Source organism: Luteimonas sp. A537 (genome assembly GCF_054052065.1).
In genome coordinates, this window is sequence record NZ_JBSVRH010000005.1 from 92,591 (window position 1) to 113,918 (window position 21,328).

Annotated in this window: 22 protein-coding genes and 1 pseudogene; 15 read left to right on the top strand and 8 right to left on the bottom strand. The window is 69.6% G+C overall.

From position 1 onward, the window contains the following. Positions 1-5 precede the first annotated feature (5 nt). Positions 6-632 carry a superoxide dismutase family protein gene (locus ACW7GZ_RS13610; RefSeq protein ID WP_457004901.1) on the top strand — a complete coding sequence of 209 codons (627 nt, stop codon included), beginning with the start codon at positions 6-8 and terminating at the stop codon, positions 630-632. Between the two features lies 1 nt (position 633). Here ACW7GZ_RS13610 and ACW7GZ_RS13615 read toward each other — a convergent pair whose 3' ends face one another. Further along, complete coding sequence (locus ACW7GZ_RS13615; protein ID WP_457004902.1) at positions 634-1,563, bottom strand: hypothetical protein; 930 nt, start codon at positions 1,561-1,563, stop codon at positions 634-636. Between the two features lie 77 nt (positions 1,564-1,640). Here ACW7GZ_RS13615 and ACW7GZ_RS13620 point away from each other — a divergent pair, with 77 nt between their 5' ends. Continuing rightward, positions 1,641-2,918, top strand: coding sequence for an acetyl-CoA C-acetyltransferase (locus tag ACW7GZ_RS13620; protein ID WP_457004904.1), 1,278 nt, complete (start codon positions 1,641-1,643; stop codon positions 2,916-2,918). Between the two features lie 19 nt (positions 2,919-2,937). On the opposite strand, the gene ACW7GZ_RS13625 is transcribed toward ACW7GZ_RS13620, so the two are convergent. The 3 genes from ACW7GZ_RS13625 to ACW7GZ_RS13635 all read right to left on the bottom strand — a co-directional run bounded on the left by ACW7GZ_RS13625 (position 2,938) and on the right by ACW7GZ_RS13635 (position 6,146). Then, on the bottom strand, positions 2,938-4,203 hold the full coding sequence (locus tag ACW7GZ_RS13625) for a heme biosynthesis HemY N-terminal domain-containing protein (RefSeq protein WP_457009719.1): 1,266 nt from the start codon (positions 4,201-4,203) through the stop codon (positions 2,938-2,940). A gap of 82 nt (positions 4,204-4,285) precedes the next feature. Beyond that, a complete protein-coding gene (locus ACW7GZ_RS13630) occupies positions 4,286-5,347 on the bottom strand; it encodes a uroporphyrinogen-III C-methyltransferase (protein ID WP_457009721.1) in 1,062 nt (353 codons plus the stop codon). A gap of 22 nt (positions 5,348-5,369) precedes the next feature. Next, positions 5,370-6,146 (bottom strand): uroporphyrinogen-III synthase, encoded by a 777-nt coding sequence (locus ACW7GZ_RS13635; RefSeq protein ID WP_457009723.1) that lies wholly within the window; start codon positions 6,144-6,146, stop codon positions 5,370-5,372. A 69-nt stretch (positions 6,147-6,215) separates the two neighbouring features. On the opposite strand from ACW7GZ_RS13635, the gene ACW7GZ_RS13640 reads away from it, so the two are divergent. The 6 genes and pseudogenes from ACW7GZ_RS13640 to ACW7GZ_RS13665 form a co-directional block, all read left to right on the top strand. Further along, positions 6,216-6,674 carry a YiiD C-terminal domain-containing protein gene (locus tag ACW7GZ_RS13640; RefSeq protein ID WP_457004910.1) on the top strand — a complete coding sequence of 153 codons (459 nt, stop codon included), beginning with the start codon at positions 6,216-6,218 and terminating at the stop codon, positions 6,672-6,674. Positions 6,675-6,705: 31 nt separating this feature from the next. Continuing rightward, positions 6,706-7,140 carry a hypothetical protein gene (locus ACW7GZ_RS13645; RefSeq protein ID WP_457004912.1) on the top strand — a complete coding sequence of 145 codons (435 nt, stop codon included), beginning with the start codon at positions 6,706-6,708 and terminating at the stop codon, positions 7,138-7,140. A 90-nt stretch (positions 7,141-7,230) separates the two neighbouring features. Next, positions 7,231-7,671, top strand: coding sequence for a rhodanese-like domain-containing protein (locus ACW7GZ_RS13650; RefSeq protein WP_343256070.1), 441 nt, complete (start codon positions 7,231-7,233; stop codon positions 7,669-7,671). Positions 7,672-7,727: 56 nt separating this feature from the next. Further along, a complete protein-coding gene (secB, locus tag ACW7GZ_RS13655) occupies positions 7,728-8,270 on the top strand; it encodes a protein-export chaperone SecB (protein WP_457004914.1) in 543 nt (180 codons plus the stop codon). A gap of 21 nt (positions 8,271-8,291) precedes the next feature. Next, on the top strand, positions 8,292-9,320 hold the full coding sequence (locus ACW7GZ_RS13660; RefSeq protein ID WP_457005103.1) for an NAD(P)H-dependent glycerol-3-phosphate dehydrogenase: 1,029 nt from the start codon (positions 8,292-8,294) through the stop codon (positions 9,318-9,320). A 29-nt stretch (positions 9,321-9,349) separates the two neighbouring features. Further along, a pseudogene (locus tag ACW7GZ_RS13665) lies at positions 9,350-9,445 on the top strand (DUF481 domain-containing protein); the annotation flags it as partial. A gap of 17 nt (positions 9,446-9,462) precedes the next feature. On the opposite strand, the gene ACW7GZ_RS13670 reads toward ACW7GZ_RS13665, so the two are convergent. The 4 genes from ACW7GZ_RS13670 to ACW7GZ_RS13685 all read right to left on the bottom strand — a co-directional run bounded on the left by ACW7GZ_RS13670 (position 9,463) and on the right by ACW7GZ_RS13685 (position 12,759). Next, entirely contained in the window at positions 9,463-10,197 is a 735-nt protein-coding gene (locus tag ACW7GZ_RS13670) for a hypothetical protein (RefSeq protein WP_457009837.1), read from the bottom strand. Between the two features lie 564 nt (positions 10,198-10,761). Continuing rightward, positions 10,762-11,328 carry an Ax21 family protein gene (locus ACW7GZ_RS13675; protein WP_457004916.1) on the bottom strand — a complete coding sequence of 189 codons (567 nt, stop codon included), beginning with the start codon at positions 11,326-11,328 and terminating at the stop codon, positions 10,762-10,764. 201 nt (positions 11,329-11,529) lie between these two features. Then, positions 11,530-11,994: a tRNA (cytidine(34)-2'-O)-methyltransferase gene (locus ACW7GZ_RS13680; protein WP_457004918.1), complete on the bottom strand. Its 465-nt coding sequence runs from the start codon at positions 11,992-11,994 to the stop codon at positions 11,530-11,532. Positions 11,995-12,045: 51 nt separating this feature from the next. Further along, positions 12,046-12,759, bottom strand: a complete 714-nt coding sequence (locus ACW7GZ_RS13685) for an SDR family oxidoreductase (RefSeq protein WP_457004920.1) — start codon at positions 12,757-12,759, stop codon at positions 12,046-12,048. Between the two features lie 115 nt (positions 12,760-12,874). Here ACW7GZ_RS13685 and ACW7GZ_RS13690 point away from each other — a divergent pair, with 115 nt between their 5' ends. The 7 genes from ACW7GZ_RS13690 (at position 12,875) to ACW7GZ_RS13720 (ending at position 21,209) form a co-directional block, all read left to right on the top strand. After that, on the top strand, positions 12,875-15,739 hold the full coding sequence (locus ACW7GZ_RS13690; RefSeq protein WP_457009725.1) for a M16 family metallopeptidase: 2,865 nt from the start codon (positions 12,875-12,877) through the stop codon (positions 15,737-15,739). A gap of 63 nt (positions 15,740-15,802) precedes the next feature. Next, complete coding sequence (locus ACW7GZ_RS13695) at positions 15,803-16,111, top strand: DUF4156 domain-containing protein (protein WP_457009727.1); 309 nt, start codon at positions 15,803-15,805, stop codon at positions 16,109-16,111. A 142-nt stretch (positions 16,112-16,253) separates the two neighbouring features. Further along, positions 16,254-17,270 (top strand): 3-oxoacyl-ACP synthase III, encoded by a 1,017-nt coding sequence (locus tag ACW7GZ_RS13700; RefSeq protein ID WP_457004925.1) that lies wholly within the window; start codon positions 16,254-16,256, stop codon positions 17,268-17,270. 114 nt (positions 17,271-17,384) lie between these two features. After that, positions 17,385-18,164, top strand: coding sequence for a TSUP family transporter (locus ACW7GZ_RS13705; RefSeq protein WP_457004927.1), 780 nt, complete (start codon positions 17,385-17,387; stop codon positions 18,162-18,164). A gap of 68 nt (positions 18,165-18,232) precedes the next feature. Beyond that, positions 18,233-19,141 carry a vitamin K epoxide reductase family protein gene (locus ACW7GZ_RS13710; RefSeq protein ID WP_457009729.1) on the top strand — a complete coding sequence of 303 codons (909 nt, stop codon included), beginning with the start codon at positions 18,233-18,235 and terminating at the stop codon, positions 19,139-19,141. Between the two features lie 204 nt (positions 19,142-19,345). Then, the gene (locus ACW7GZ_RS13715; RefSeq protein ID WP_457009731.1) at positions 19,346-20,515 is read left to right on the top strand and encodes a Fic family protein; all 1,170 of its coding nucleotides are present in this window, start codon (positions 19,346-19,348) and stop codon (positions 20,513-20,515) included. 49 nt (positions 20,516-20,564) lie between these two features. Then, positions 20,565-21,209 (top strand): type IIL restriction-modification enzyme MmeI, encoded by a 645-nt coding sequence (locus ACW7GZ_RS13720; protein ID WP_457009733.1) that lies wholly within the window; start codon positions 20,565-20,567, stop codon positions 21,207-21,209. Positions 21,210-21,328: the final 119 nt, after the last annotated feature.

Here is a 21,328-nt window from a genome sequence, read left to right on the forward strand (position 1 = left end):
TACCCATGCGCACGATCCCCATGACCCTGCTCGCCGCCTCGCTTGTGCTCGGACTTGCCGCCTGCGGCGACAACCGCCAGGACGCATATGACGATGCCGCGACCCCGCCGGCGGCACCGGCCACCCCGGCCGACCAGGTCGACCAGGCCGGAGCCGCCGACATGACCACCGCGCCTGCCGCCGGCACGATGGCGATCCTCGCCGCGACCGAGGGCAATTCGGTCACCGGTGAAATCACCTTCGCGGCCGTCGACGGCGGCGTCGCCATCACCGGCCAGGTCAACGGCCTGCCGCCCAATACCGAGCACGGCTTCCACGTGCACGAGACCGGCGACTGCAGCGCGCCGGACGGCACCAGCGCCGGCGGCCATTTCAATCCGACCGACAGTGCCCACGGCCGCGTCAGCGCGGGCGAGCACCATGTCGGCGACACCGACAACATCAGGGCCGACGACACCGGCGTGGCCCGGGTCGACACCCGCCTTGACGGCGCCACGCTGGCCGATGGCGCGCCGACCGACGTCCTCGGCCGCGCGGTGATCGTGCATGCCGATCCCGACGACTACGCCACCCAGCCCACCGGCAATGCCGGCGCACGCCTGGCCTGCGGCGTGATCACCCAGGCGATGTGATTCAGCGCGCGGGCGGGGCCTCGAGCTCCGTCCGCGCGTCGCCCTGGCAGTGGATGAACTCCACGGCCACGCCGTGCGCGCGCAGCAGGCTGGTGAACTGGCGCTGGCGCGCTTCGAAATGGGCGTACAGGCGCGCGAGGCCATTGCGCGCCTGGTCGTCGGCGTCGTCTTCCGTCGCCGGGGCGTGCGCTGCGTAACGCTCACGCCATGCGGCGGGGGTGAACATCGCCATCCGCGCGGTGCCGTCGGCGTAGTGCAGCAGGGGTTCCGGCGGCGCATCCAGCCAGGCTTCGCGTGCGGGCGACAGCAACGCGGCTTCAAGAAGCGGCCACAGCGGCGCAAGGCCGGCGTGCTCGTACTGCATCGCGGTCAGCGCGCACAGGTCGTGCACGGTGAGATGGCGCGCGTGCTCCACGCGCATGCCGAACGCGTCCTGCATCGCCAGCGCGGTGCCGGCGCCGGCCATGCCTTCTTCCATCAGGTCGGCTTCGCAGCGGGCCGCGACGCGCGCGACCGTGGCCGGGTCGCCATCCAGTACGTAAGGCAGCAGCCGCAGCGGGCCGCCGGAATACTCCGGCGCGGGCGACAGCGCGCCGGGCAGCCGGCCTTCGTGGCTGCCGAAAGCGAGGATGCGAGGACCGCCGCCGGGCGCGCGCGGCGCCTTGGCCGCGAGCTGCCACAGCTCCTGGTGCAGGGGCCAGCCCGGGCGCAGCAGCTCCACCGGGTCGAAGTGCGCGGCGACCAGGCTGCAGTCCAGGCTGGCGGCTTCGGGTGCGAACTTCGCCAGGTCGGCGGCGACCAGCGCGGCGATTTCGCCGGCATCGGCCTGCGCCACCGCGTCGCGCGCGGCGCTGCTGCCCGGCACGAGTTCAATTGCCAGCGCGCCAAGCACGCGGTTGGTCCGGGGATTGTTCTCTGCGGTCTTGTTCATTGGCCCTGCGCATGGGCGGCGCTAAACTCGTTGCATTATGCCTGCCACGGTCGGTGGGCAGCCTGCGAGGTCCCCAGATGCTGCATGGTCGCCCGGTCGCCGTCCTCGGCGGTGTTCGCATTCCCTTTTGCCGCCAGAACACGGCCTATGCCGATGTCGGCAACCTCGGCATGTCCGTGCGCACCCTGGGTGCGCTGGTGGAGAAGTTCGGCCTGCACGGCCAGCGCCTGGGCGAGGTCGCGATGGGTGCGGTGATCAAGCACTCCAGCGACTGGAACCTCGGGCGCGAGGCGGCGTTGTCGTCTGGGCTGTCCCCGCTGACGCCAGGCATCACCCTGCAGCGCGCCTGCGGCACCTCGCTCGATTCGATCATCACCATCGGCAACAAGATCGCCGCCGGGCAGATCGACAGCGGCATCGGCGGCGGCAGCGACACCACGTCCGACGTGCCGATCGTGTACGGCAAGTCGCTGCGCAGGCGCCTGCTGGCTGCCAACGCGGCGAAGACCACCAAGGACAAACTGGCGCAGTTCAGGGGCTTCCGCCTGGGCGAACTCAAGCCCGACTTCCCGGGGGTGGCCGAGCCGCGCACCGGCAAGTCGATGGGCGACCATTGCGAGGACATGGCCAAGGAATGGAGCATCTCGCGCGATTCGCAGGACGAACTCGCCGTGGCCTCGCACCACAAGCTCGCCGCGGCCTACGAACGCGGCTTCTTCGATGACCTGGTCGTGGCCTTCCGCGGCGTCTCGCGCGACAACGTGCTGCGTGCCGAGACGTCGCTGGAAAAGCTGTCGACGCTCAAGCCGGCTTTCGATCGCAGTTCCGGGCTTGGCACGCTGACCGCCGGCAACTCGACGCCGCTTACCGACGGTGCCGCCGCCTGCCTGCTGTCCACCGACGAGTGGGCGGCCGCGCATGGCCACGAAGTGCTGTGCCACGTCCGCGACGCGCACGTGGCCGCGGTCGACTTCGTGCATGGCGAAGGCCTGCTGATGGCACCCACGGTTGCGGTCGCCGAGATGCTCGCGCGCAATGGCCTCACGCTGCAGGACTTCGACATCTACGAGATCCACGAAGCCTTTGCCGCGCAGGTGCTGTGCACGCTGCGCGCCTGGGAAAGCGAGGACTACTGCCGCACGCGCCTGGGCCTGGACGCGCCGCTGGGCCGCATCGATCCGGCGAAGATCAATCCCGTCGGCTCGTCGCTGGCCACCGGGCATCCGTTCGCCGCCACCGGCGCGCGCGTGGTCGCGACCGCCGCGCGCCAGCTGCAGGAACGCGGCGGCGGCCGCGCCCTGATCTCGATCTGCACCGCCGGCGGGATGGGCGTGGTGGCGATCCTGGAGCGCTGATGCTGGTGGCGATGTGGCTTCAGTCGCGGATGCGGGGGAACCCGTGCTCGTCGCGGTCCTCGATCCCGGCGCCGCCCTCGATCACACCACTGTTCGGGATGTCCTGGCGCGATTCACGGTCTGGCAGCGGCTCCGTGGCTTCACCGCGCAGCGCGCGCAGCGAATTGGCATAGGCGATCCGGGCGCGGGCGTCATCGCCCATCGCGGCGTGGCCGTCGCCCAGCTCTTCCCAGGCTTCCGCGCCCGCGCCCTGGGCCAGTGCCCGGTGCAGGTGGTCTTCGGCCTGCGGCCACTGGTCGCGCGCCCGCGCCAGTCGCGCCAGGGTAAGCAGCAGGGCAGGGCTGCCCGGATGCTGCTGCAGCCAACGGGTCGCGTGGGCCTCGCGGTGTTCGACGCGGTCGATGGGCAGGCGGCCGTAGCACGCAGCAAGGCCTTCGTCCCAGCGCGTGTCCAGGGCGTGTTCGATGCTGGAGGTGGCGGCGTCTTCCCAGCGCAGGGCGGCGGCGCGTTCGGCGTAGGCCGACACCACCGCGGGCTCGCTGCGCAGTGTCTTGGGCACGCTCTCCCAGCGATCGGCCAGGGCGTTGGCGTCGGACGCCTCGTCGAGGGCTTGCGCGGCCCAGCTGCGTTCACGCTCGGCCAGTGCCGCTTCCGGCAGCGCCTGCTGCTGGCGCAGGGCGCCGAGCAGGGCATAGGCATCGCCGGCCTGGCGCGAGGCGGCCAGGGCGTCGGCGCGCAGGGCGAGCCCGCGCGGTGACAGCGGCTGCGCGGCGGGGTCGTCAAGTGCGACCAGGGCGTCGGTTGGGCGATGTTCGGCGAGCGCCAGTTCGGCGCGGCCGATGGCCCGGGTCAGGGCGTGGCCGGCGTCGATCGAATCAAGATGGCTGCGCGCGGCGGCGTGGTCGCCCCGGGCCATGGCGGAGCGTGCGGCGGCGAGGCGCGCGATCGCGGCATCGCTTTCGTCGCCGGCCTGCGGCAACAGCTTCTCGGCGCGCGCGTAGTGGCCCTGGTGCAGCGCTTCGAGGCCCGAACCAAGGCGGGCGCGCGACTGCTGGTCGCGGCGGCGGCGGAAGGCGCGCAGCGGCAGCGCCACCAGCGACCACAGCAACCAGAGCGCGAACAGTCCCGCGACCACGGCCACCGAGACCCAGAGCAGGTTGGTGGTGTAGTCCCAGCCGCGGTAGCGCACCAGTACGTAGCCGGGGTCCTGGGCCAGGAGGTGCCAGGCCAGGGCGCCGATGATCGCCAGCAGGATCCAGACAAGCAGGGTGCGGAACAGGTTCATGGCAGGTCTCCAGATGCTCGCGCCACCGTAGCCGCGCGCGTGTCGCGGCCGTGTTCATGTCGCTTCGCGTGCGGCACCCGGTTCAGTTGGACGCGTCCCGGGCGGCGTCGGGAAATGCGTCCGCAGCCGCGTCCGGAGCCGCGGCTGCGTCATTGCCGCGGAGCCTCCGCAGCTGTTCCAGCGAAGTGCCGAGCTCGGGCAGGGCGAGGGCGAGCGGCAGCGCGGCAATCGCTTCGAGCTCGCGCGCCAACGCCTCGCGCGCCGGCGAAACAGGTCGAAGCCGCGGCAGCCACGCCGATGCGCGTGCCAGCGCCGCGGCGTGGCCGTCCGCGTCCCGACGCTCGGCGGCGGCGCGCGCAAGCGTGAGTTCCAGGCGCAGCGCGGCATGGCCCGCAGCCTGTTCGCCTGAATCCACGGCCAGGCGATCATCGCTGGGGCGTACCTCGACGATGCGCCGTGCCAGGCGTCGCCACCAGGCCACGCCGGTGCCCTGCGCGGCCTCCGCCTCCGTCTCGAAGACCCCTGTCGGGCCGGCCTCGAAACCTGCTTCGAAGGCATCGATGCGCTTGATGGCGCGGACCCGCGGATCCTCGCCCAGGGCATCGAGCACGGCCCGCTCCTGGCCCAGTGCCTGGCGCAGGTCGATGTCGCCGGGGGCCGTCAGCGAATCGGCCAGGCGCGCGGCCAGGGCGTAGGCACGGCGTGCGCCACCGAGATCACCCGCCACCAGCAGGCGCTGCTGGCCTTGGGCAAGCAGCAGCTCGATTTCATCGATGCGCAGCGCCCGGGCGACATCGTGCGCCGGGTCCGCCAGCCGCTGCACGCTGTCTTCAAGCAGGGCTGCGCGCTGGCCCATGGCCAGCAGCTCGTCGCGCAGCAGGCGATTGGTGGCCTCGGACTGCTGCATGCGCTTGCCTTGGGCCTGCTGGTTGTCGCGCATGACGGCGACTCGCTGCGTGAGGGCGTCCAGGCGCTGGGTTTCCTCGGCGTCGGCGCTGCGGCGGGCGTCGACTTCGGCCTGCCAGGCGCGCCAGCCCAGGGCGCCGGCGATCGGCACCATGACGAGCAGCAGCAGCCAGGCGAAGCCGGAGGTGCGGCGCCGCGGTGCGGGCGCAGGGGGCTGGGGCGGGTTCACGGTGCGCAAGGACGGTGTCGGAGCGCCCATGTTAGGGCTTTGCCGCCGCTCCGACGCAGGCTGCGAGCATCGCTGAAGGCCGTGCGCTGGTAGCGACCGCGGCCACCCGCAGGCCATGTTCCCGGGCAAGGTCGCCCAGGCGCTCGCTGGCTGCGATCACCGGCGTGTCGCGCAGCCTCGCCAGCGCGTCCCCGGCCACTGCGGAAAGCACGTGTTCCAGGGCCTCGCCGCTGCTCAGCAGCAGCCATGCCGGCGCCGCCAGCGCGCGCAGCGCGGCCAGCGATTGCGGCGAAGGCCGAACCGGCACGCGCTCGTAGACGTTCGCGCGCAGCACGCGCGCACCGCGTCCGGCAAGGGTGGCGGCGATCACGCCGCGGCCGCCCGGTGCGGTCACCAGGCCGATGTCCAGCCCGTGCACCTCGCGCAGTGCGGGCATCGCCAACAGGCCTTCGCTGTCCATGCGCTCCGGGAATGGGGTGTCGCCGGCGCCTGCCTGGCCAAGCGCCAGCGCCGAGCCCGCGCCGACCGCGACCCAGGCCTGTCCGGGCTTTGGCCGCAGTGGTTCAAGCGCCGCCGCGGCGGTGACCGCGGCAGGGCTGGTGAACACCACGCGCGGTGCCGCAAGCGCGCGACGCAGGCCGGTGCGCGCGTGGTCATCATCGAGCCCTGCGATGCGCCACGGCGAAAGCGCGAGCGTGCGCGCACCCAGCGCGGCCGCGGCGCGGCGCACCGGGCCGTGGCCGCCGACCGGACGCAGCGAGATGACGTAGCATCCGGACAGTGGCCCGGTGGAGGCGTGCGCAGGCATCGCGCAAGCTTGGTGCCTCGCGCCGGCGCCGGCAAGGCGCCGGTCCCGCAACCCGTATGGAATGGCTGCATGCAACTGGACGACGACCTTCGCGCGCTGGATGCGCACTACCGCTCGATGCCGCCGGTCGCGGCCATGGACATCACCATCGCCGGCCGCGAGGGCGACACGCTCGGCCTGCGCGCGCCGCTGGCGCTCAACGTCAACGACAAGGGCTGCGCCTTCGGCGGCAGCCTGGTGTCGCTGATGACCCTCGCCGGCTGGGGCCTGGTGACGCTGCGCTGCCGGCAGCTGGGCATCGACGCCGACGTCTACGTGGCCGACAGCGAGATCCGCTACCTGGCGCCGCTGTACACCGACCTGCAGGCCACCGCCGCGCTTGCCGACGGCAGCGGCTGGGCACCGTTCGATGCGGCCCTGCGCAGCCGCGGCCGCGCCCGGGTGCGCATCGCCGCCAGCGTGCCGCTTCCCGACGGCGGCATCGCCACCACCCTGCGCGCGGGTTACGCCGCCATCGCCAAGGGTTAGCATGGCCGCCGACGTTCCGCGGACACTGCCCATGCGACTGACGCGCCACCGCACCGCCCTCACTTTCATCCTGCTGATTGCCTGCGCGCTGCTGTTGCCCGCCTGCGCCAGCGGTGCCGGCAAGGGCGAGGCCCTGCATCGCGCCCAGTACGCCTGGTCGGCGGCCATCCGCTGGGGCGACTTCGAAGGTGCATGGAACCTGGTCGATCCCGGCTTCCGCGAAAAACACCCGCTGAGCGAGGTCGAGTTCGAGCGCTACAAGCAGGTCCAGGTCTCGCACTACCGCGAACTGGGCGCGGCGCAGGTGGCGGGCGATACCGCGCTGCGCGACGTCGACATCGGCGTGATCAACCGCCACACCATGGCCGAGCGCGGCATGCGCTACCAGGAGGCCTGGCGCTACGACGAAGAAGCCCGCACCTGGTGGATCACCGGCGGCCTGCCGGACTTCTGGCGCGGGGAATAGCACGGCGCCGCGCGCGGCCCGCCGATGCGGCTTTGCGCCACCGCCGGCGCTGGGCCACAATCGCTGCCCGCCGCCAAGCAGCCAAGCACCGTGAATCCTGAAGAACTGTGGGCCTTCCTGGGCCGCAACCCCATGCTTTCGCTGGCCTTCGCCGGCATCCTGGTGGCCCTGGTCTATACCGAAGTCGCGCGCCTGTTCCGCGGCTTCAAGAGCCTGCGCCCGGCCGAGCTGACCGCATTGATCAATCGTGAAAACGCGCTGGTGGTCGACCTGCGCCCGGCGGCGGAATTCGAGAAGGGGCATATCCCGGGCTCGAAGAACGTGCAGATGGCCCAGTTCGACCCCGAGAACAAGGCACTCGCCGGCGCGAAGGCGCTGCCGGTGGTGGCTGTGTGCAAGGCCGGGATGACTGCGATGGATGCGGCCAAGCGCCTGCGCAAGGCCGGCTTCGAGCGGGTCCATGTGCTCGACGGCGGCATCGGCGCCTGGCAGCAGGCGGACCTTCCGCTGGCCAAGGGGCGCGGCAAGTAGCCACGACCGACGTGCGATAATCCCCTCTTAACCGAATTCCGCTGGAGTTGACCCAGATGTCCGAGCAAGAAGCCACGAACGCGAACGGCGCCGCCGGTGCCGCCCCCGAGCAGCCCGCGGGCGCGCAGTTCACCGTCGAGAAGATCTACGTCAAGGACGTCTCGTTCGAATCGCCGAAGTCGCCGCAGACGTTTTCCGAGCAGGGCCAGCCCCAGCTGCAGATGAACCTCAACCAGCGCGTCAACCGCATCGCGGACTCGGCCTTCGAAGTGGTGCTGGGCATCAACCTGACCTGCAAGCTGGGCGAAGACCAGGTCATCTACCTGGTCGAAGTGCAGCAGGCCGGCCTGTTCAACATGGCGGGCTTCGACGAGCAGTCGCTTGACGCGATGCTCGGCACGCACTGCCCGGCCATCCTGTATCCCTATGCGCGCCAGCTCGTCGGCAGCCTGATCCAGGCCGGCGGCTTTGCTCCCTTCGTGCTGCAGCCGATCAACTTCGACGCGCTGTATGCCGAAGGCCTGCGCCAGCGCTCGGCCCAGGGCCAGCAGCCCGGCGGCACCGACCTGGCCAGCAGCGAGACCGGCGGCAACGCCTGACCCGTGGTGACGCAGCCTTACATCGCACCGCCGGGCAAACCGGCGGTCGCGGTGCTCGGCGCCGGCTCCTGGGGCACGGCGCTCGCGGCGCTGATCGCGCGCCACGGCCACGCGACCCTGCTCTGGGGGCGTGACGCCGACGTCGCGGCGGCGGTCGATTCCCGACACGAAAACCCGCGCTACCTCCCGGGCATCGCGCTGCCGGAGTCGCTGCGCGCAACCACCGACCTCGCCACGGCGCTGGCCGGCGCCGACCTGGTGCTGGTGGTGGTGCCGTCGCACGCCTTCGCCGACACCCTGCGCGCGCTGGCGCCGCTGCGTCCTGCCCACGCCGGCGTGGCCTGGGCGACCAAGGGCTTCGAACCCGGTTCCGGGCGCTTCCTGCACGAAGTGGCCGGCGAGGTGCTGGGCGCCGACGTGCCCCTGGCCGTGGTCACCGGCCCTTCGTTCGCGAAGGAAGTCGCCGCCGGCCAGCCCACCGCGGTCACCGTGCACGGCGATGACGAGGCTTTTGCGCAGGCGGTTGCCGACATCCTGCATGGCCCCGCGTTCCGCGCCTACACCGGCAACGACATGCGCGGCGCCGAACTCGGCGGCGCGATGAAGAACGTGCTGGCGGTCGCCACCGGCGTCGCCGACGGCATGGGCCTGGGCCTCAACGCCCGCGCCGGCCTGATCACCCGCGGCTTGAACGAAATGCTGCGCCTGAACATCGCCATCGGCGGCCGGCCTGAAACCCTGATGGGCCTGGCCGGGCTTGGCGACCTGGTGCTGACCTGCACCGGCGACCTGTCCCGCAATCGTCGCCTGGGCCTGGCCCTGGGCCGTGGCCAGAGCCTGGACGATGCCGTGCGCGAGATCGGCCAGGTGGTGGAATCACTGCAAACCGCCGACGAGGTGATGCGCCAGGCCGACGCCCACGGCGTCGAGCTGCCGATCTCCAGCAACGTCCGCGACGTGCTCCATGGGGGCATCACTCCGGCGGAGGGCCTGGCCCGCTTGCTCGCCCGTGAGCAGAAGGCCGAGTACGCCGGCAAGCTGATCGGCTGACCAGCCGGTCGGCTGGCACCGTGTTCGGCAACAGGCTGCTGCTCGAAGCGGGCAGCGACAACACCTTCGCCCAGAACGACTTCGGCGTGGCGGTGGCGATGAACGAGGCCTTCGCGCTGAAGGCCGGCGCGGCTGGAAAAGGCTATCTGAACTGGGTTGGAGCGTCGAACACGCCGAGAATTTTACTGGCAGGCCCGCCGAAATACTGGTTCGGCTCTACCGCGCCGAGCTGCAGCATCCCATCCCCGGTCACGCCTTCCAGGCGAATGACGGTTCCGGGCGGCGGCTGTTCCGTCCGTAAGTGATAGACAGTGATGGGATCTTCGTAGGGTTGATACAGAAAAAGAAGCGTGGCCTCCGGAAGAACGTCAGCATCCGGATACTGTGGCCGTTCAACTGGAGGCGAGAGCTCGGTCACTCCAACCAGGGTGCCGGCGTCTTTCCATCGCCAGCTAACCACGCTCGCGTCCTTGATGATGCTGTGTATAAGGGGCACTTCGGCCACCAGCGCTCCATCAGGCGCATAGATCCCGTAGTGTCCGGAGCCGAAATAGACAAGCAGGTCGTCTGCTTCGGGGGCGCGACGTACGCTTTGGAGCGGGCGATCACGCGTTCCTTCAAGGATGATCCTTCCGTCCTCTCGCGACAGGCCGCCATTTGCGCCTCGACTCAGACGCCATCCTTCAGGCGGAAGATCCTCGATGAGAGTCGGTGAGCTAACCGGGATCTCTACCAGATTCAGGGTGGGAATGGCACTCGGAAGGTGGTCGGCTTGAGACGTTCGGATTGCGGCTGAATGTGTTTCCGTTGGGCTGCAAGAGGAAGTGAGAATCGTGAAAACAATGCTCAGCAGGGATGTTTTCAAGTCCATGGTCATGGCTGCCGCAACAAATCACCAAGCAAAGCACTTGCAAGCGCGATCGCTATGGCATCCTGGTTCGCTTCTGCACTCTCCCCGGAAATCAAGGCTCGCTCCACGTCAGGATTCGTGATGAGTTCAATTTCTGCCAGACACGCGCGCGAGTTTGGGCGAGCACTTGGTCTTCGGCCTAGTTCACATTCCCATCCGCTGTAGTCTCGATCAGCGTTTCCAAAGCTGGTCGCGTTGTTGGGACTGGAGGCTCCTACGCTCGTTGCTCCTCCATGCCCCGGATCAATCACGATGATGCCCGGCACTTCCAGATCAATCAGCTCCTCGCGGGCGATCGTTGCGCGGTGATGTGGCGGGTGTCAAACCAGCCCGCGCCGGCGCAACACCGCTCCAACTGTTACGTCAGCATCCCGGATGCCTCGAGAAGAGCCAGCCACAACGCCGGGCCGGCCATACGCCTCTCCCTCAGTCGGGAGATGATCAAAAAAAACCCCGGCCTTTCGGCCGGGGTCAGCATCGCGGATCGGGGAGAGAGTCGGCCGCGGTGTGTCTGTCGTGCGGGACGCGCGCTTACCAGCGGAAGCGCGGACCCACGAACCACTCGGTCACGTCGCCGTTGAACTTGACGTCGCCGTTGATGCCCCAGTTGGCGTTGAAGCTCACGTTGGCGCCCAGGCGGCCGTAGAAATCGCCGTCGATGCCGCCGTCGTAGTCTTCGTAGCCGACCAGCGCGTAGCCGTCGAAGTTGTTGGCGAGCAGGCCGCGCACGCCGACCTCGGTGCTCCAGCCGTCGAAGTCGAGGTCGTTGCCGAGCACGGTGCCGGCGTCGAGCTTCTGGTAGGCGACGCGGGCCAGCAGGTCGGCGCGCGGCGAGATCTCGAGGTTGTAGCCGAGGCCGATGTTGTACTGGTCGACGTCGAAGCGCGTGTTGTCGATCTCCTGGCTGCCGAAACCGCCGAAGACGTGGAAATTGTCGTGGAACGCGAATGAACCGCGCGCCGCGTAGCCGTCGGCGTCCAGGTCGCCGTTCGAAGCCGCATAGCCGGCTTCAAGGTAGTTGTAGGAGACGCCTTCGGCCGCATTGGCGGCGAACGGCGCCGTTGCCGCCAAAGCAATGGCGATCAGGGTGCGCTTCATCAGGGGGAATCCTCTGTTTCTTCTGGTTCTGGGAAGAGGACCGGCCACGGGAAGCAGGGGAGGGAGAGAACCGATCGGGGAAATCGGATACCGCCCGTGGCCGGTAGACGCATTCTCACCCCGCGAGAGCAACCTCACCTGAATAGTGAACCCGGGAGTGCAGGAACTTTTCCGGGAATCGCCTTTACAGGGGCCGTCGCTTCATGCCGATCCCGCGAAACCCAGCTGCCGCCAGGCCTCGTAAGCCACCACCGCCACCGCGTTGGAGAGGTTGAGGCTGCGGTTGTCCGGACGCATGGGCAGTTGCAGCCGATGGTCGGCGGCGACGGCATCCAGTACGTCGCCGGGCAGGCCGCGGGTTTCGCAACCGAACAGGAAGGCGTCGCCGGTGGCGTAGCGGGGCGCGTCGTAGCGCACCTGGCCGCGTGCGCTGAGCGCGAACAGCCGCGGCGGCGCGATCGCGGCCAGGGCGCCATCCAGGTTGTCGTGTACCGCCACCCGCGCGTACTCGTGGTAATCCAGCCCGGCGCGCCGCAACTGCCGGTCGTCCATGTCGAAGCCCAGCGGCCGCACCAGGTGCAGGCGGGCGCCGGTGTTGGCGCACAGGCGGATCACGTTGCCGGTATTGGGCGGGATTTCCGGCTGGTAAAGGATGATGTCGATCATCGCGGGCTGGGGGTCGGGTCTGGCGGCGTGCAGGATATCCGGCCGTGCCGGCTACCAGGCGATCGTCTTGCCGTCGGTGCCGAGGAACCGCCCGCTGTCGCCTTCGCCCAACGCGTCGACCTGGCGCAGCATGCCGGCCACGGCGTCTTCGGGCGCGACGTCGGCGTCGCTGCCGCCCATCTCCGTGCGCACCCAGCCGGGGCTGAGCGCGATCACCACGATCCCGCGTTGGGCCAGCGCCTGTGCCGACAGCACCGTCGCCATGTTCAGCGCCGCCTTGCTGATGTTGTAGCTCGGCGTGCCGAAGCGTTCGGTCAGGCCGATCGACCCCAGGCGCGAGGACACGTTTACCACCCGGGCGCCTTCGGCCAGCAGCGGCGCCAGCGCCTGGGTGAGCAGCAGAGGGCCCATGGCGTTGACCCGGAAGCTGTGCTCCAGGTGGGCCTCGCCCAGCGTGCCGAAGCGCTCGCCGGAGTGCAGCACGCCGGCGTTGTTGAGCAACAGGTCGATGCGCCCGCCATCGCCCAGGACCAGCGGCAGCTCGGCGGCGAAGGCCGCGCGCGAGCGGGCGTCGGCGACGTCCAGCGGCAGCACGTGCAGGCGGCCCGGATGCTCCCCGGCCAGGGAATTGAGCGCGGTGGCGCGCCCGGGCTCGCGGCAGGCGGCGACGACGTGGTCGCCGCGGGCCAGCAGCTGGCGGGCGAATTCGAGGCCCAGGCCGCGGTTCGCGCCGGTGACCAGGGTGGTGCGGGAGGGGCTGTCCATGCCGGCAGCATGCACCAGGCAAGGTCACGCGGGCGTTTCGACCGGGACCAATGGCCCGCTCCCGCCCGCTGCGCGGCACCGTACCATCGGGGGCTGACCCGCTAAGGAAGAGCCCATGTCGACGTCCAAGACCCTGCCGCGCCGCGGCACCCTGCTTGCCCTGGCGCTTGCCGCCGCGCTTGGCACCGCCGCCCCGCTGGCCTGGGCCGAGGCACCGCCCGCGGCCGCGCAGGCCGGCGTCGACATCGCCTACGAAGAATTCACCCTCCCCAACGGCCTGCGCGTGGTGGTGCACACCGACCGCAAGGCGCCGATCGTGGCGGTCAACATCTGGTACCACGTCGGCAGCAAGGACGAGCCCTCCGGGCGCAGCGGCTTCGCGCACCTGTTCGAGCACCTGATGTTCCAGTCGTCGGAAAACCACGCGGGCGAGTACTTCGCGCCCTTCACCCAGGTGGGCGTGACCGACCAGAACGGCACCACCAACACCGACCGCACCAACTATTTCCAGAACGTGCCCACCACCGCGCTCGACACCGCGCTGTGGATGGAATCCGACCGCATGGGCCACCTGCTGGGCGCGGTCGACCAGGCGGCGCTGGACGAGCAGCGCGGCGTGGTCCAGAACGAGAAGCGCCAGAGCGAGAACCAGCCCTATGGCCAGGCCTGGGAAAAGCTGATGAAGGCGCTGTATCCGGCCAGCCACCCGTATCACCACTCGGTGATCGGCTCGATGAACGATCTCGACGCGGCCTCGATCGAGGACGTGCACGCCTGGTTCCGCGCCTGGTACGGCCCCAACAACGCGGTGCTGGTGCTGGCCGGCGACATCGACCTGGCCACGGCGAAGGACAAGGTCGCGAAGTACTTCGGCCACATCCCCGCCGGGCCGGACATGGCGCAGCCAAAGGTCGACGTCGCGCGCCGCCCCGAAGCGACCCGCGAAACCATGCATGACAAGGTGCCGCAGGCCCGCATCTACCGGGTCTGGAACGTGGCCGAGGTCGGCAATGACGACCTTGAGCGACTGCAGCTCTTGGCGCAGGTGCTGGGCGGCAGCCGGTCGTCGCGCCTGGATGCGCGCCTGCTGCACGGCGACCAGCTGGTCGACAGCATCAGCGCGGGCACCTATGCCAAGCAGCTGGGCTCGAACTTCATCCTCATGGCCAACGTGAAGCAGGGCGTGGATCCGGCGAAGGTGGAGGCGGTGATCGACGAAGAGATCGACCGCCTGCTGGCCGAAGGCCCGACCGCGGACGAGATGGAGCGCGCGCGCACCGTGTTCCGCGCCGGCTTCATCCGCGGCATCGAGCGCATCGGCGGCTTCGGCGGCAAGGCCGACGCACTTGCCGAATGCGCGGTCTATGCAGACGACCCGGGCTGCTTCCGCGAGTCGCTGCGCATCATCGACACCAGCACCGCCGACCAGGTGCAGGCCGCCGGCCGCGAATGGCTGGCCGGCGGCGACCACACGCTGCTGATCCTGCCTGGCGAGCGCACCCCGCTGGCCGAGGATCCGGCCGGGACCCCGCAGCCCTGGAACCTGCCGGTCGTTGACCCTGCCTATTCGGTCACGCCGGCGACGGTCGACCGCAGCGCGGGCGTGCCGATGCCCGACGCCTTCCCGGAGCTGAAGTTCCCCGACGTCGAGCGCGCCACGCTCGGCAACGGCACCACCGTGGTCCTGGCGCGCCGCACCGGCGTGCCGGTGGTGCAGCTGCGCTACCAGTTCCCGGGCGCGGGCTACAGCGCCGATGCCGGCCGCAAGATCGGGACCGCGAGCTTCGCCATGGGCATGCTGGACGAGGGCGCCGCGGGCCTCAAGCCGCTTGAATTCGCCGACCGCGCCGAGGCGCTGGGCGCGCAGCTGGGTGCAGGGTCCGGCCTGGATGCCGGCACGGCGTGGCTGTCGGCCCTGAAGGGCCAGCTGGATCCGTCGCTGGCGCTGTTCGCGGACATGCTGCGGCGGCCGGACTTCGACGCGGCCGAGATCGAACGCGTGCGCGCGACCTGGATCGCCAACATCGCCCAGGAGAAGGCGCGTCCGCAGACCGCGGCGCTGCGCGTGCTGCCGCCGCTGCTCTACGGCGAAGGCCATCCGTATGCGATGCCGTTCACCGGCAGCGGTACCGAAGAGTCGATCGCATCGCTGACACGCGACGACCTGGTGGCCTTCCATCGCGCACAGATGCGGCCGGAAGGCGCGACCCTGGTCGTGGTCGGCGACACCACGCTGGCCGAGATCGTGCCCCTGCTGGAAGCGCACCTGGGCGACTGGTCCGGCAGCGGCGCGGCGCCCGACGCCGCGGCGGCGATCCCGGCCGTGCCCCGCCCCGCGGCGGCGCGCGTGTTCCTGATCGACCAGCCCGGCGCGGTGCAGGCCAACATCTACGCCGGCCTGCTGGTGCCTGCGACGACCGACGACGGCGCGGTGCGCTTCGACATGGCCAACGGCGTGATCGGCGGCGACTTCACAGCGCGCCTGAACATGAACCTGCGCGAGGACAAGCACTGGTCCTACGGTGCGCGCAGCGGCGCCTCCGGGGCCCTGGGCCAGCGCCCGTGGCTGGCCTCGGCGCCGGTGCAGATCGACAAGACCGCCGAAGCGATGGCGGAGATGAAGCGCGAGATCGCGGGCTTCGCCAGCGGCGAGGCGCCGCCGACGGTGGAGGAAGTCGAACGCATCCGTGCGATCAACACGCTCAGCCTGCCGGGCGCGTACGAAACCGCCTCCTCGGTGGCGTCGACCATCGCCGGCAACGTGATGTACGGGCGACCGGACGACTACGTGCAGCGCCGCAAGGCGGAGATCGAAGCCATGACCCCGGCGCAGGTGGCGGAGGCCGCGAAGACCATCGACGCCAATGCGCTGACCTGGGTGGTCGTGGGCGATCTCTCGCAGATCGAAGCCCCGGTGCGCGCGCTGGAGCTGGGCGAGGTCACCGTGCTCGACGCCGACGGCCAGCCCGTGACCCCCTGACCCCCGCGCTCCCGCCAAACAAATGCAGGGCACAATCGACCGGGTCCAACACGGAGCTCCTCCATGCGCCAACTACTGCTGGTTCCCCTCCTGATGGTCTTGTCCGCCTGCACCTGGGTGCATATGGCGCCCGGCGCGTCCGCGGTGCGCATCGCCGCCTCGCCGCCGGCGGGTTGTGAAAAGCGCGGCGAGGTCGAGGTGTCGGTGAAACACAGCATCGCGTTCATCGACCGGAATTCGCTGCGGGTGCGCGAGGAGCTCGAGACCCTTGCCCGCAACGAGGCGCCGGGGATGGGCGCGGACACCATCCACCCCCTGTCCGACCCCGTCCGCGGCGCCCAGCGCTGGGCCGCCTGGCGCTGCGGCAGCTGATCCCCCGCCCCAAGCCACCAGTAGGAGCAGCTATAGCTGCTCCTGCATAAAAGTGAACGGATTTGCGAGGCGGAAAGTGCGCTGGGGGCCGTAAGCCGCTACATTAGGCGATCTTTTTCCCAGCTTCACGGCGGCATAGCCCATGTTGTTCCATCACGTAGCCATCGCGGGTCTTGCCCACATCGACGCCCCGCGCCGGTTGACCTCCGACGAGATCAACGCCCGCCTGAAGCCGACGCTCGATCGCCTCAACATCCGTACCGATGTCCTCGGCGACGTTGCCGGCATCCATGCCCGGCGCCTCTGGGACGGCGACATGCTGGCCTCCGATGCCGCCACCCTGGCGGGCGTGAAAGCGCTTGCCGACGCCGGCATCGACCCTGCGCGCGTAGGGCTGCTGGTCAACACTTCGGTCAGCCGCGACTACCTCGAGCCGTCCACGGCCAGCATCGTCAGCGGCAACCTCGGTCTTGGCGAAGAGTGCCAGAACTTCGACGTCGCCAACGCCTGCCTGGCCTTCATCAACGGCATGGACATCGCCAGCCGCATGATCGAGCGCGGCGAGATCGAATACGCCCTGGTGGTGGACGGCGAAACCGCCGACCTCGCGTATGAAAAGACCATCGAGCGCCTGAGCCGCACCGAGACCACCGAAGAGAACTTCCGCAACGAGCTGGCCACGCTCACCCTCGGCTCCGGTGCCGCCGCCATGGTGCTGGCACGCGCCGAACTCGCCCCGGGCGCACCGCGCTACCGCGGCGGCGTGACCCGCGCGGCCACCGAGTGGAACAAGCTCTGCCGCGGCAACCTCGACGGCATGATCACCGACACCCGCACGCTGCTGATCGAAGGCGTGAAGCTGGCCACCAAGACCTTCGAGGTCGCCAAGCACAAGCTGGGCTGGGTGGTCGGCGAACTCGACGAGTTCGTGATCCACCAGGTCAGCAAGGTGCACACCGCGGCCTTCACCAAGGCCATGGGCATCGACCCGAAGAAGGTCATGACCATCTTCGGCGAGCACGGCAACATCGGCCCGGCCTCGGTGCCGATCGTGCTCAGCAAGCTGCGCGAAGAGGGCCGCCTGAAGAAGGGCAACCGCGTCGCGCTGCTGGGCATCGGCTCGGGGCTGAACTGCTCGATGGCCGAGGTGGTCTGGTAAGACCGGGCCACATCGCAAGCTGACCGGGGCCGGCCTGTCCGGCCCCGCGTCGTTTCAGGGGCACCCACCCGCATGGCGGGCGGTGCGGATGGTCACCGCGATGGAGGTCGTTCGATGGAGTTCGGTTTCGAGGTGTTGGCCCTGCTGGCGCTGGCGGCCTTCGTCGCCGGCACCATCGATGCGCTGGCCGGCGGCGGCGGGCTGATCACCATCCCCGCGCTGATGGCGGCCGGCATCCCGCCCGTGCAGGCGATCGCCACCAACAAGCTGCAGTCGAGCTTCGGCACCGCCGGCGCAGTGCTGGCCTTTGCGCGCCAGGGGCGGATCGATTTCCGGCGCTTCCTGTGGCCTGCCGTGGGTGCGTTCACCGGCTCGGTTGGCGGCGCGATCGCGATCCAGCTGGTGGATCCGTCCTTTCTCGCCGGCCTGGTGCCGGTGCTGCTGGTGGCGATGGCCGCCTACTTCCTGCTCGGACCGAAGGCCAGCGAAACCGAACGCCACGCGCGGCTGGGGCACGCGGCCCTGGTCACGATCATGTTCGCGATCGGCTTCTACGACGGCTTCTTCGGGCCCGGCACCGGATCGTTCATGGCCACCGCGCTGGTGGCGCTGTTCGGCATGGGGCTGGTCTCGGCCACGGCGCACACCAAGTTCCTCAACCTGGCGAGCAACGTCGCCGCGCTGGCGACGCTCATCGTCGGCGGACAGGTGCTGTGGCTGGTGGGCCTGGTGATGGCGGTGGCGAGCATCGCCGGTGGGCAGCTGGGCGCGCATCTCGCGCTGCGCGTGGGCGGAAAGGCGATCAGGCCGCTGCTGGTGGTGATGTCGCTGGCGTTGACGGTGAAGCTGCTGTTGGACCCGGACAATCCGCTGGTGGCGTTCGTCGTCGGCTGAACTGCCTGCGCAGCGACGCATCTCGGCCACAATGTGCACGGACGCAAGGGCACGGGACGCAGGTACGCATGAGCAAGAGAACGAAGGCCAAGCGGAAACGGACGCAGCCGGCACGGCATGACGCTGGCGTGGCGGCAACGTCGAAAGCGCTGAAAGCGCCACGATCAAGCACCGACATCGCATTGCGTGTGCTCACCGCGTTCGGCCTGCTGCTGACCGCCTACCTGACCTGGGTGGCGATGCGCGAGACCGGTGCGGCGTTCTGCTCGGAAGGCTCGGGGTGTGACGTGGTGCAGAACAGCCAGTGGTCGCGCTTCCTCGGCCTGCCGATCGCGCTGTGGGGCGGCGCGCTGTATGCGTTGCTGGCGTGGGTGACATGGCGGCCGGCACCGAGGCTGACGCGCTGGCGGCGGCTATGGCGCCTGTCGTTCCTGGGCCTGGCGATCAGCGTGTACCTGACCCTGGCGGGCTGGATCGCGTTGGCTGCGTTCTGCGCCTGGTGCCTGCTGTCGCTGGCGACGTTGCTTGCGATCTTCGTGCTGGTGCACGTGGCCCGGCCCGACAGTGCGCCGGGAGCGCAGTGGTCGACGTGGTGCCTGGGCAATGGCCTGATCGCGCTTGCGGTGGTGGCGGCCTTGCACGTTTCCTCGTCCGGTCTGCTGGAGCGCCGCGGCGGTCCGCGCCTGCATGCACTTGCTGCGCATCTGGAACAGTCCGGTGCGAAGTTCTACGGCGCCTATTGGTGCCCCACGTGCACCCAGCAGAAGCGCAAGTTCAGCGGCGCGGCAGCGCAGCTGCCGTACGTGGAGTGTTCGCCCAACGGCCCCAACGGCGGCGTGGCCTCCGAATGCGCCATTGCCGGCGTGACCGGCTACCCGACCTGGGTCATCGGTGGCCGCCAGTATGTTGAAGTGCTCGAGCCAGCGCAGTTGGCCGCGATGACCGGCTTCGACTGGGAGGGTGCACGCGGCGACTGACGGCGGGCAGGTGCCTGCTCGACCACCCGCCACCTCCGCATCCCGGATTTCAACGGCGTCCTGCTGATCTTCGGCAGCCGCGCGTGTTGTGGGCCCCATTTTGCAAAGAATGTTTCTTTCCCAGGCACTTCTGGCAAATAACGAAAAAAAGTGGTATTTAATTTTCCTTGACCCCGCCGCGGGTGCCCACAAGGAAAGCTGACCATGGCCACCAGGGTCACAGGCCACTACGTCTCCGGCTCCTTGGCCGGCAGCCGTTATCAGGCCTTCATCCCCGATCCACTGCCGCCGGAGCCGCCGCTCGACTTTGCCGCAGGGGATCTGGTTGCGCGCAAGGAGCGCGCCGACCAGGCGCTTGGGCGTCTGGACGGCATCACCCTGATGCTGCCGGACCCGGAGCTGTTCCTGTACCAGTACGTGCGCAAGGAAGCGCTGCTGTCTTCGCAGATCGAGGGCACCCAGTCCTCCCTGTCCGACCTGCTGCTGTTCGAGGTTGACGCCGCGCCAGGCGTGCCCATCGACGACGTGGAGGAGGTCTCCAACTACGTGGCCGCGCTCAAGCACGGCCTGCGCCGCCTTCGCGAAGACGACTTCCCGCTCTCCCTGCGCCTGATCCGCGAGATGCATGCGCTGCTGCTGCGCGGCGGGCGTGGTGCCACCAGGCAACCCGGAGAGTTCCGCAAGGGACAGGTGTGGGTCGGTGGTCCGTCGCCGGCACTGGCCCATTTCGTGCCGCCGCCACCGGAGGCCCTGCCGGACGCACTGGCTGCGCTCGAGCGCTTCCTGCATGAGCCGTCAGGCCGGATCCCGCCGCTGGTGAAAGCCGCACTCGCGCACGTGCAGTTCGAGACCATCCATCCCTTCGGTGATGGCAACGGCCGCCTCGGTCGCCTGCTGATCGTGCTGATCCTTTGCGACGAAGGGGTGCTGCGCGATCCCAGTCTGTACCTCAGCCTGTACTTCAAGCGCCATCGCGCCGACTACTACGAGCGCCTCAACGGCGTGCGCGTGCGCGGCGACTGGGAGGGCTGGCTGGGCTTCTTCCTCGACGGCGTGGCCGAAACCGCGCAGCAGGCGGTCGACACCGCGCAGCGCCTGCTGGCCCTGCTGGCAAGCGATCGCGCCCGCATCGCAGCGCTGGGGAAGCGTGCCGGCAACATCGGCCTGGTGTTCGACCAGTTTGCGCGCCGCGTAATACTGACCGTGCCGCGCGTGGCCCCTGAGCTCCCGCTCAGCCCACCCACTATCCGCGCGGCGGTGCGCGCGCTGGAAGAACTCGAGATCGTGAACGAAGTGACTGGGCAGCAGCGGCATCGCGTGTTCGCCTACACCCGGTATCTCGACATCCTCAGCGAAGGAGCGCAGCCGCTGTGAGCAGCACCGGACTGCGGAAGATCAGGGCCGACAACAGGAGCACGTGCACATGCCGCTGAGCCTCAACGAGATCCGCGACCGCGCGCGTGCCTTCGCCCGCGAGTGGGACGGCGAAACCTCCGAGCGCGCCGAGGCGCAGAGCTTCTGGAACGACTTCTTTCACGTGTTCGGCAAGAAGCGCCGCAGCGTGGCCGTGTACGAGCAGAAGGCGAAGCGCTTTACCGGCACCGCCCAGGGCCGCATCGACCTGTTCTGGCCCGGCGTGATGCTGGCCGAGCACAAGAGCGCGGGCGTCGACCTGGATGCCGCCTTCGACCAGGCCACCGACTACTTCGCGGGCTTGGAACTGGAGATCGGCGTGTCGCGGATGGAGCGACGCGATCCCCGGCAGGGTGCCGTGCTGCGGACATGGCTGGACGAGACGCTGGTCCCGGAATTCGAGGGGCGGGTGCTGCCCGTGGATGGGCAGGTGGCGCTGCGCTGCGCCCGTCTGCACGTGCCGGATCCGCAACCGGAGCGCGACGCGCTGCTGGCCGCCACGGCGCTGGCCCACGGTTTGACCGTGGTGACGCGCAACGAGGCCGACTTCGCGCCAACGGGGGTGGACGTGTTCAATCCGTGGCGTGCCTGGGCAGTGCAGGAAGGTACCGGCCGGTACGTCGCCGGGGACGACCGGGAGTGGACCTCGCCCTAGCTTTTTCCGGCCACTGCGGCCAGCAGCGATCCGGTCAGTCCCGCGCAGGCGCCTCGAACATTGCCTGTCAGGTTTTCTGCCGAGGGTTCGTCTTCAGTTGATACACGAACTTCGGGAGG

Excerpts from the sequence above, each read along its gene's own strand:
- ACW7GZ_RS13610 (WP_457004901.1), top strand. The coding sequence starts at position 6 with ATGCGCACGATCCCCATGACCCTGCTCGCCGCCTCGCTTGTGCTCGGA.
- ACW7GZ_RS13615 (WP_457004902.1), bottom strand. The coding sequence starts at position 1,563 with ATGAACAAGACCGCAGAGAACAATCCCCGGACCAACCGCGTGCTTGGC.
- ACW7GZ_RS13620 (WP_457004904.1), top strand. The coding sequence starts at position 1,641 with ATGCTGCATGGTCGCCCGGTCGCCGTCCTCGGCGGTGTTCGCATTCCC.
- ACW7GZ_RS13625 (WP_457009719.1), bottom strand. The coding sequence starts at position 4,203 with ATGAACCTGTTCCGCACCCTGCTTGTCTGGATCCTGCTGGCGATCATC.
- ACW7GZ_RS13635 (WP_457009723.1), bottom strand. The coding sequence starts at position 6,146 with ATGCCTGCGCACGCCTCCACCGGGCCACTGTCCGGATGCTACGTCATC.
- ACW7GZ_RS13640 (WP_457004910.1), top strand. The coding sequence starts at position 6,216 with ATGCAACTGGACGACGACCTTCGCGCGCTGGATGCGCACTACCGCTCG.
- ACW7GZ_RS13645 (WP_457004912.1), top strand. The coding sequence starts at position 6,706 with ATGCGACTGACGCGCCACCGCACCGCCCTCACTTTCATCCTGCTGATT.
- secB (WP_457004914.1), top strand. The coding sequence starts at position 7,728 with ATGTCCGAGCAAGAAGCCACGAACGCGAACGGCGCCGCCGGTGCCGCC.
- ACW7GZ_RS13670 (WP_457009837.1), bottom strand. The coding sequence starts at position 10,197 with ATGACCATGGACTTGAAAACATCCCTGCTGAGCATTGTTTTCACGATT.
- ACW7GZ_RS13675 (WP_457004916.1), bottom strand. The coding sequence starts at position 11,328 with ATGAAGCGCACCCTGATCGCCATTGCTTTGGCGGCAACGGCGCCGTTC.
- ACW7GZ_RS13680 (WP_457004918.1), bottom strand. The coding sequence starts at position 11,994 with ATGATCGACATCATCCTTTACCAGCCGGAAATCCCGCCCAATACCGGC.
- ACW7GZ_RS13685 (WP_457004920.1), bottom strand. The coding sequence starts at position 12,759 with ATGGACAGCCCCTCCCGCACCACCCTGGTCACCGGCGCGAACCGCGGC.
- ACW7GZ_RS13690 (WP_457009725.1), top strand. The coding sequence starts at position 12,875 with ATGTCGACGTCCAAGACCCTGCCGCGCCGCGGCACCCTGCTTGCCCTG.
- ACW7GZ_RS13695 (WP_457009727.1), top strand. The coding sequence starts at position 15,803 with ATGCGCCAACTACTGCTGGTTCCCCTCCTGATGGTCTTGTCCGCCTGC.
- ACW7GZ_RS13700 (WP_457004925.1), top strand. The coding sequence starts at position 16,254 with ATGTTGTTCCATCACGTAGCCATCGCGGGTCTTGCCCACATCGACGCC.
- ACW7GZ_RS13705 (WP_457004927.1), top strand. The coding sequence starts at position 17,385 with ATGGAGTTCGGTTTCGAGGTGTTGGCCCTGCTGGCGCTGGCGGCCTTC.
- ACW7GZ_RS13710 (WP_457009729.1), top strand. The coding sequence starts at position 18,233 with ATGAGCAAGAGAACGAAGGCCAAGCGGAAACGGACGCAGCCGGCACGG.
- ACW7GZ_RS13715 (WP_457009731.1), top strand. The coding sequence starts at position 19,346 with ATGGCCACCAGGGTCACAGGCCACTACGTCTCCGGCTCCTTGGCCGGC.
- ACW7GZ_RS13720 (WP_457009733.1), top strand. The coding sequence starts at position 20,565 with ATGCCGCTGAGCCTCAACGAGATCCGCGACCGCGCGCGTGCCTTCGCC.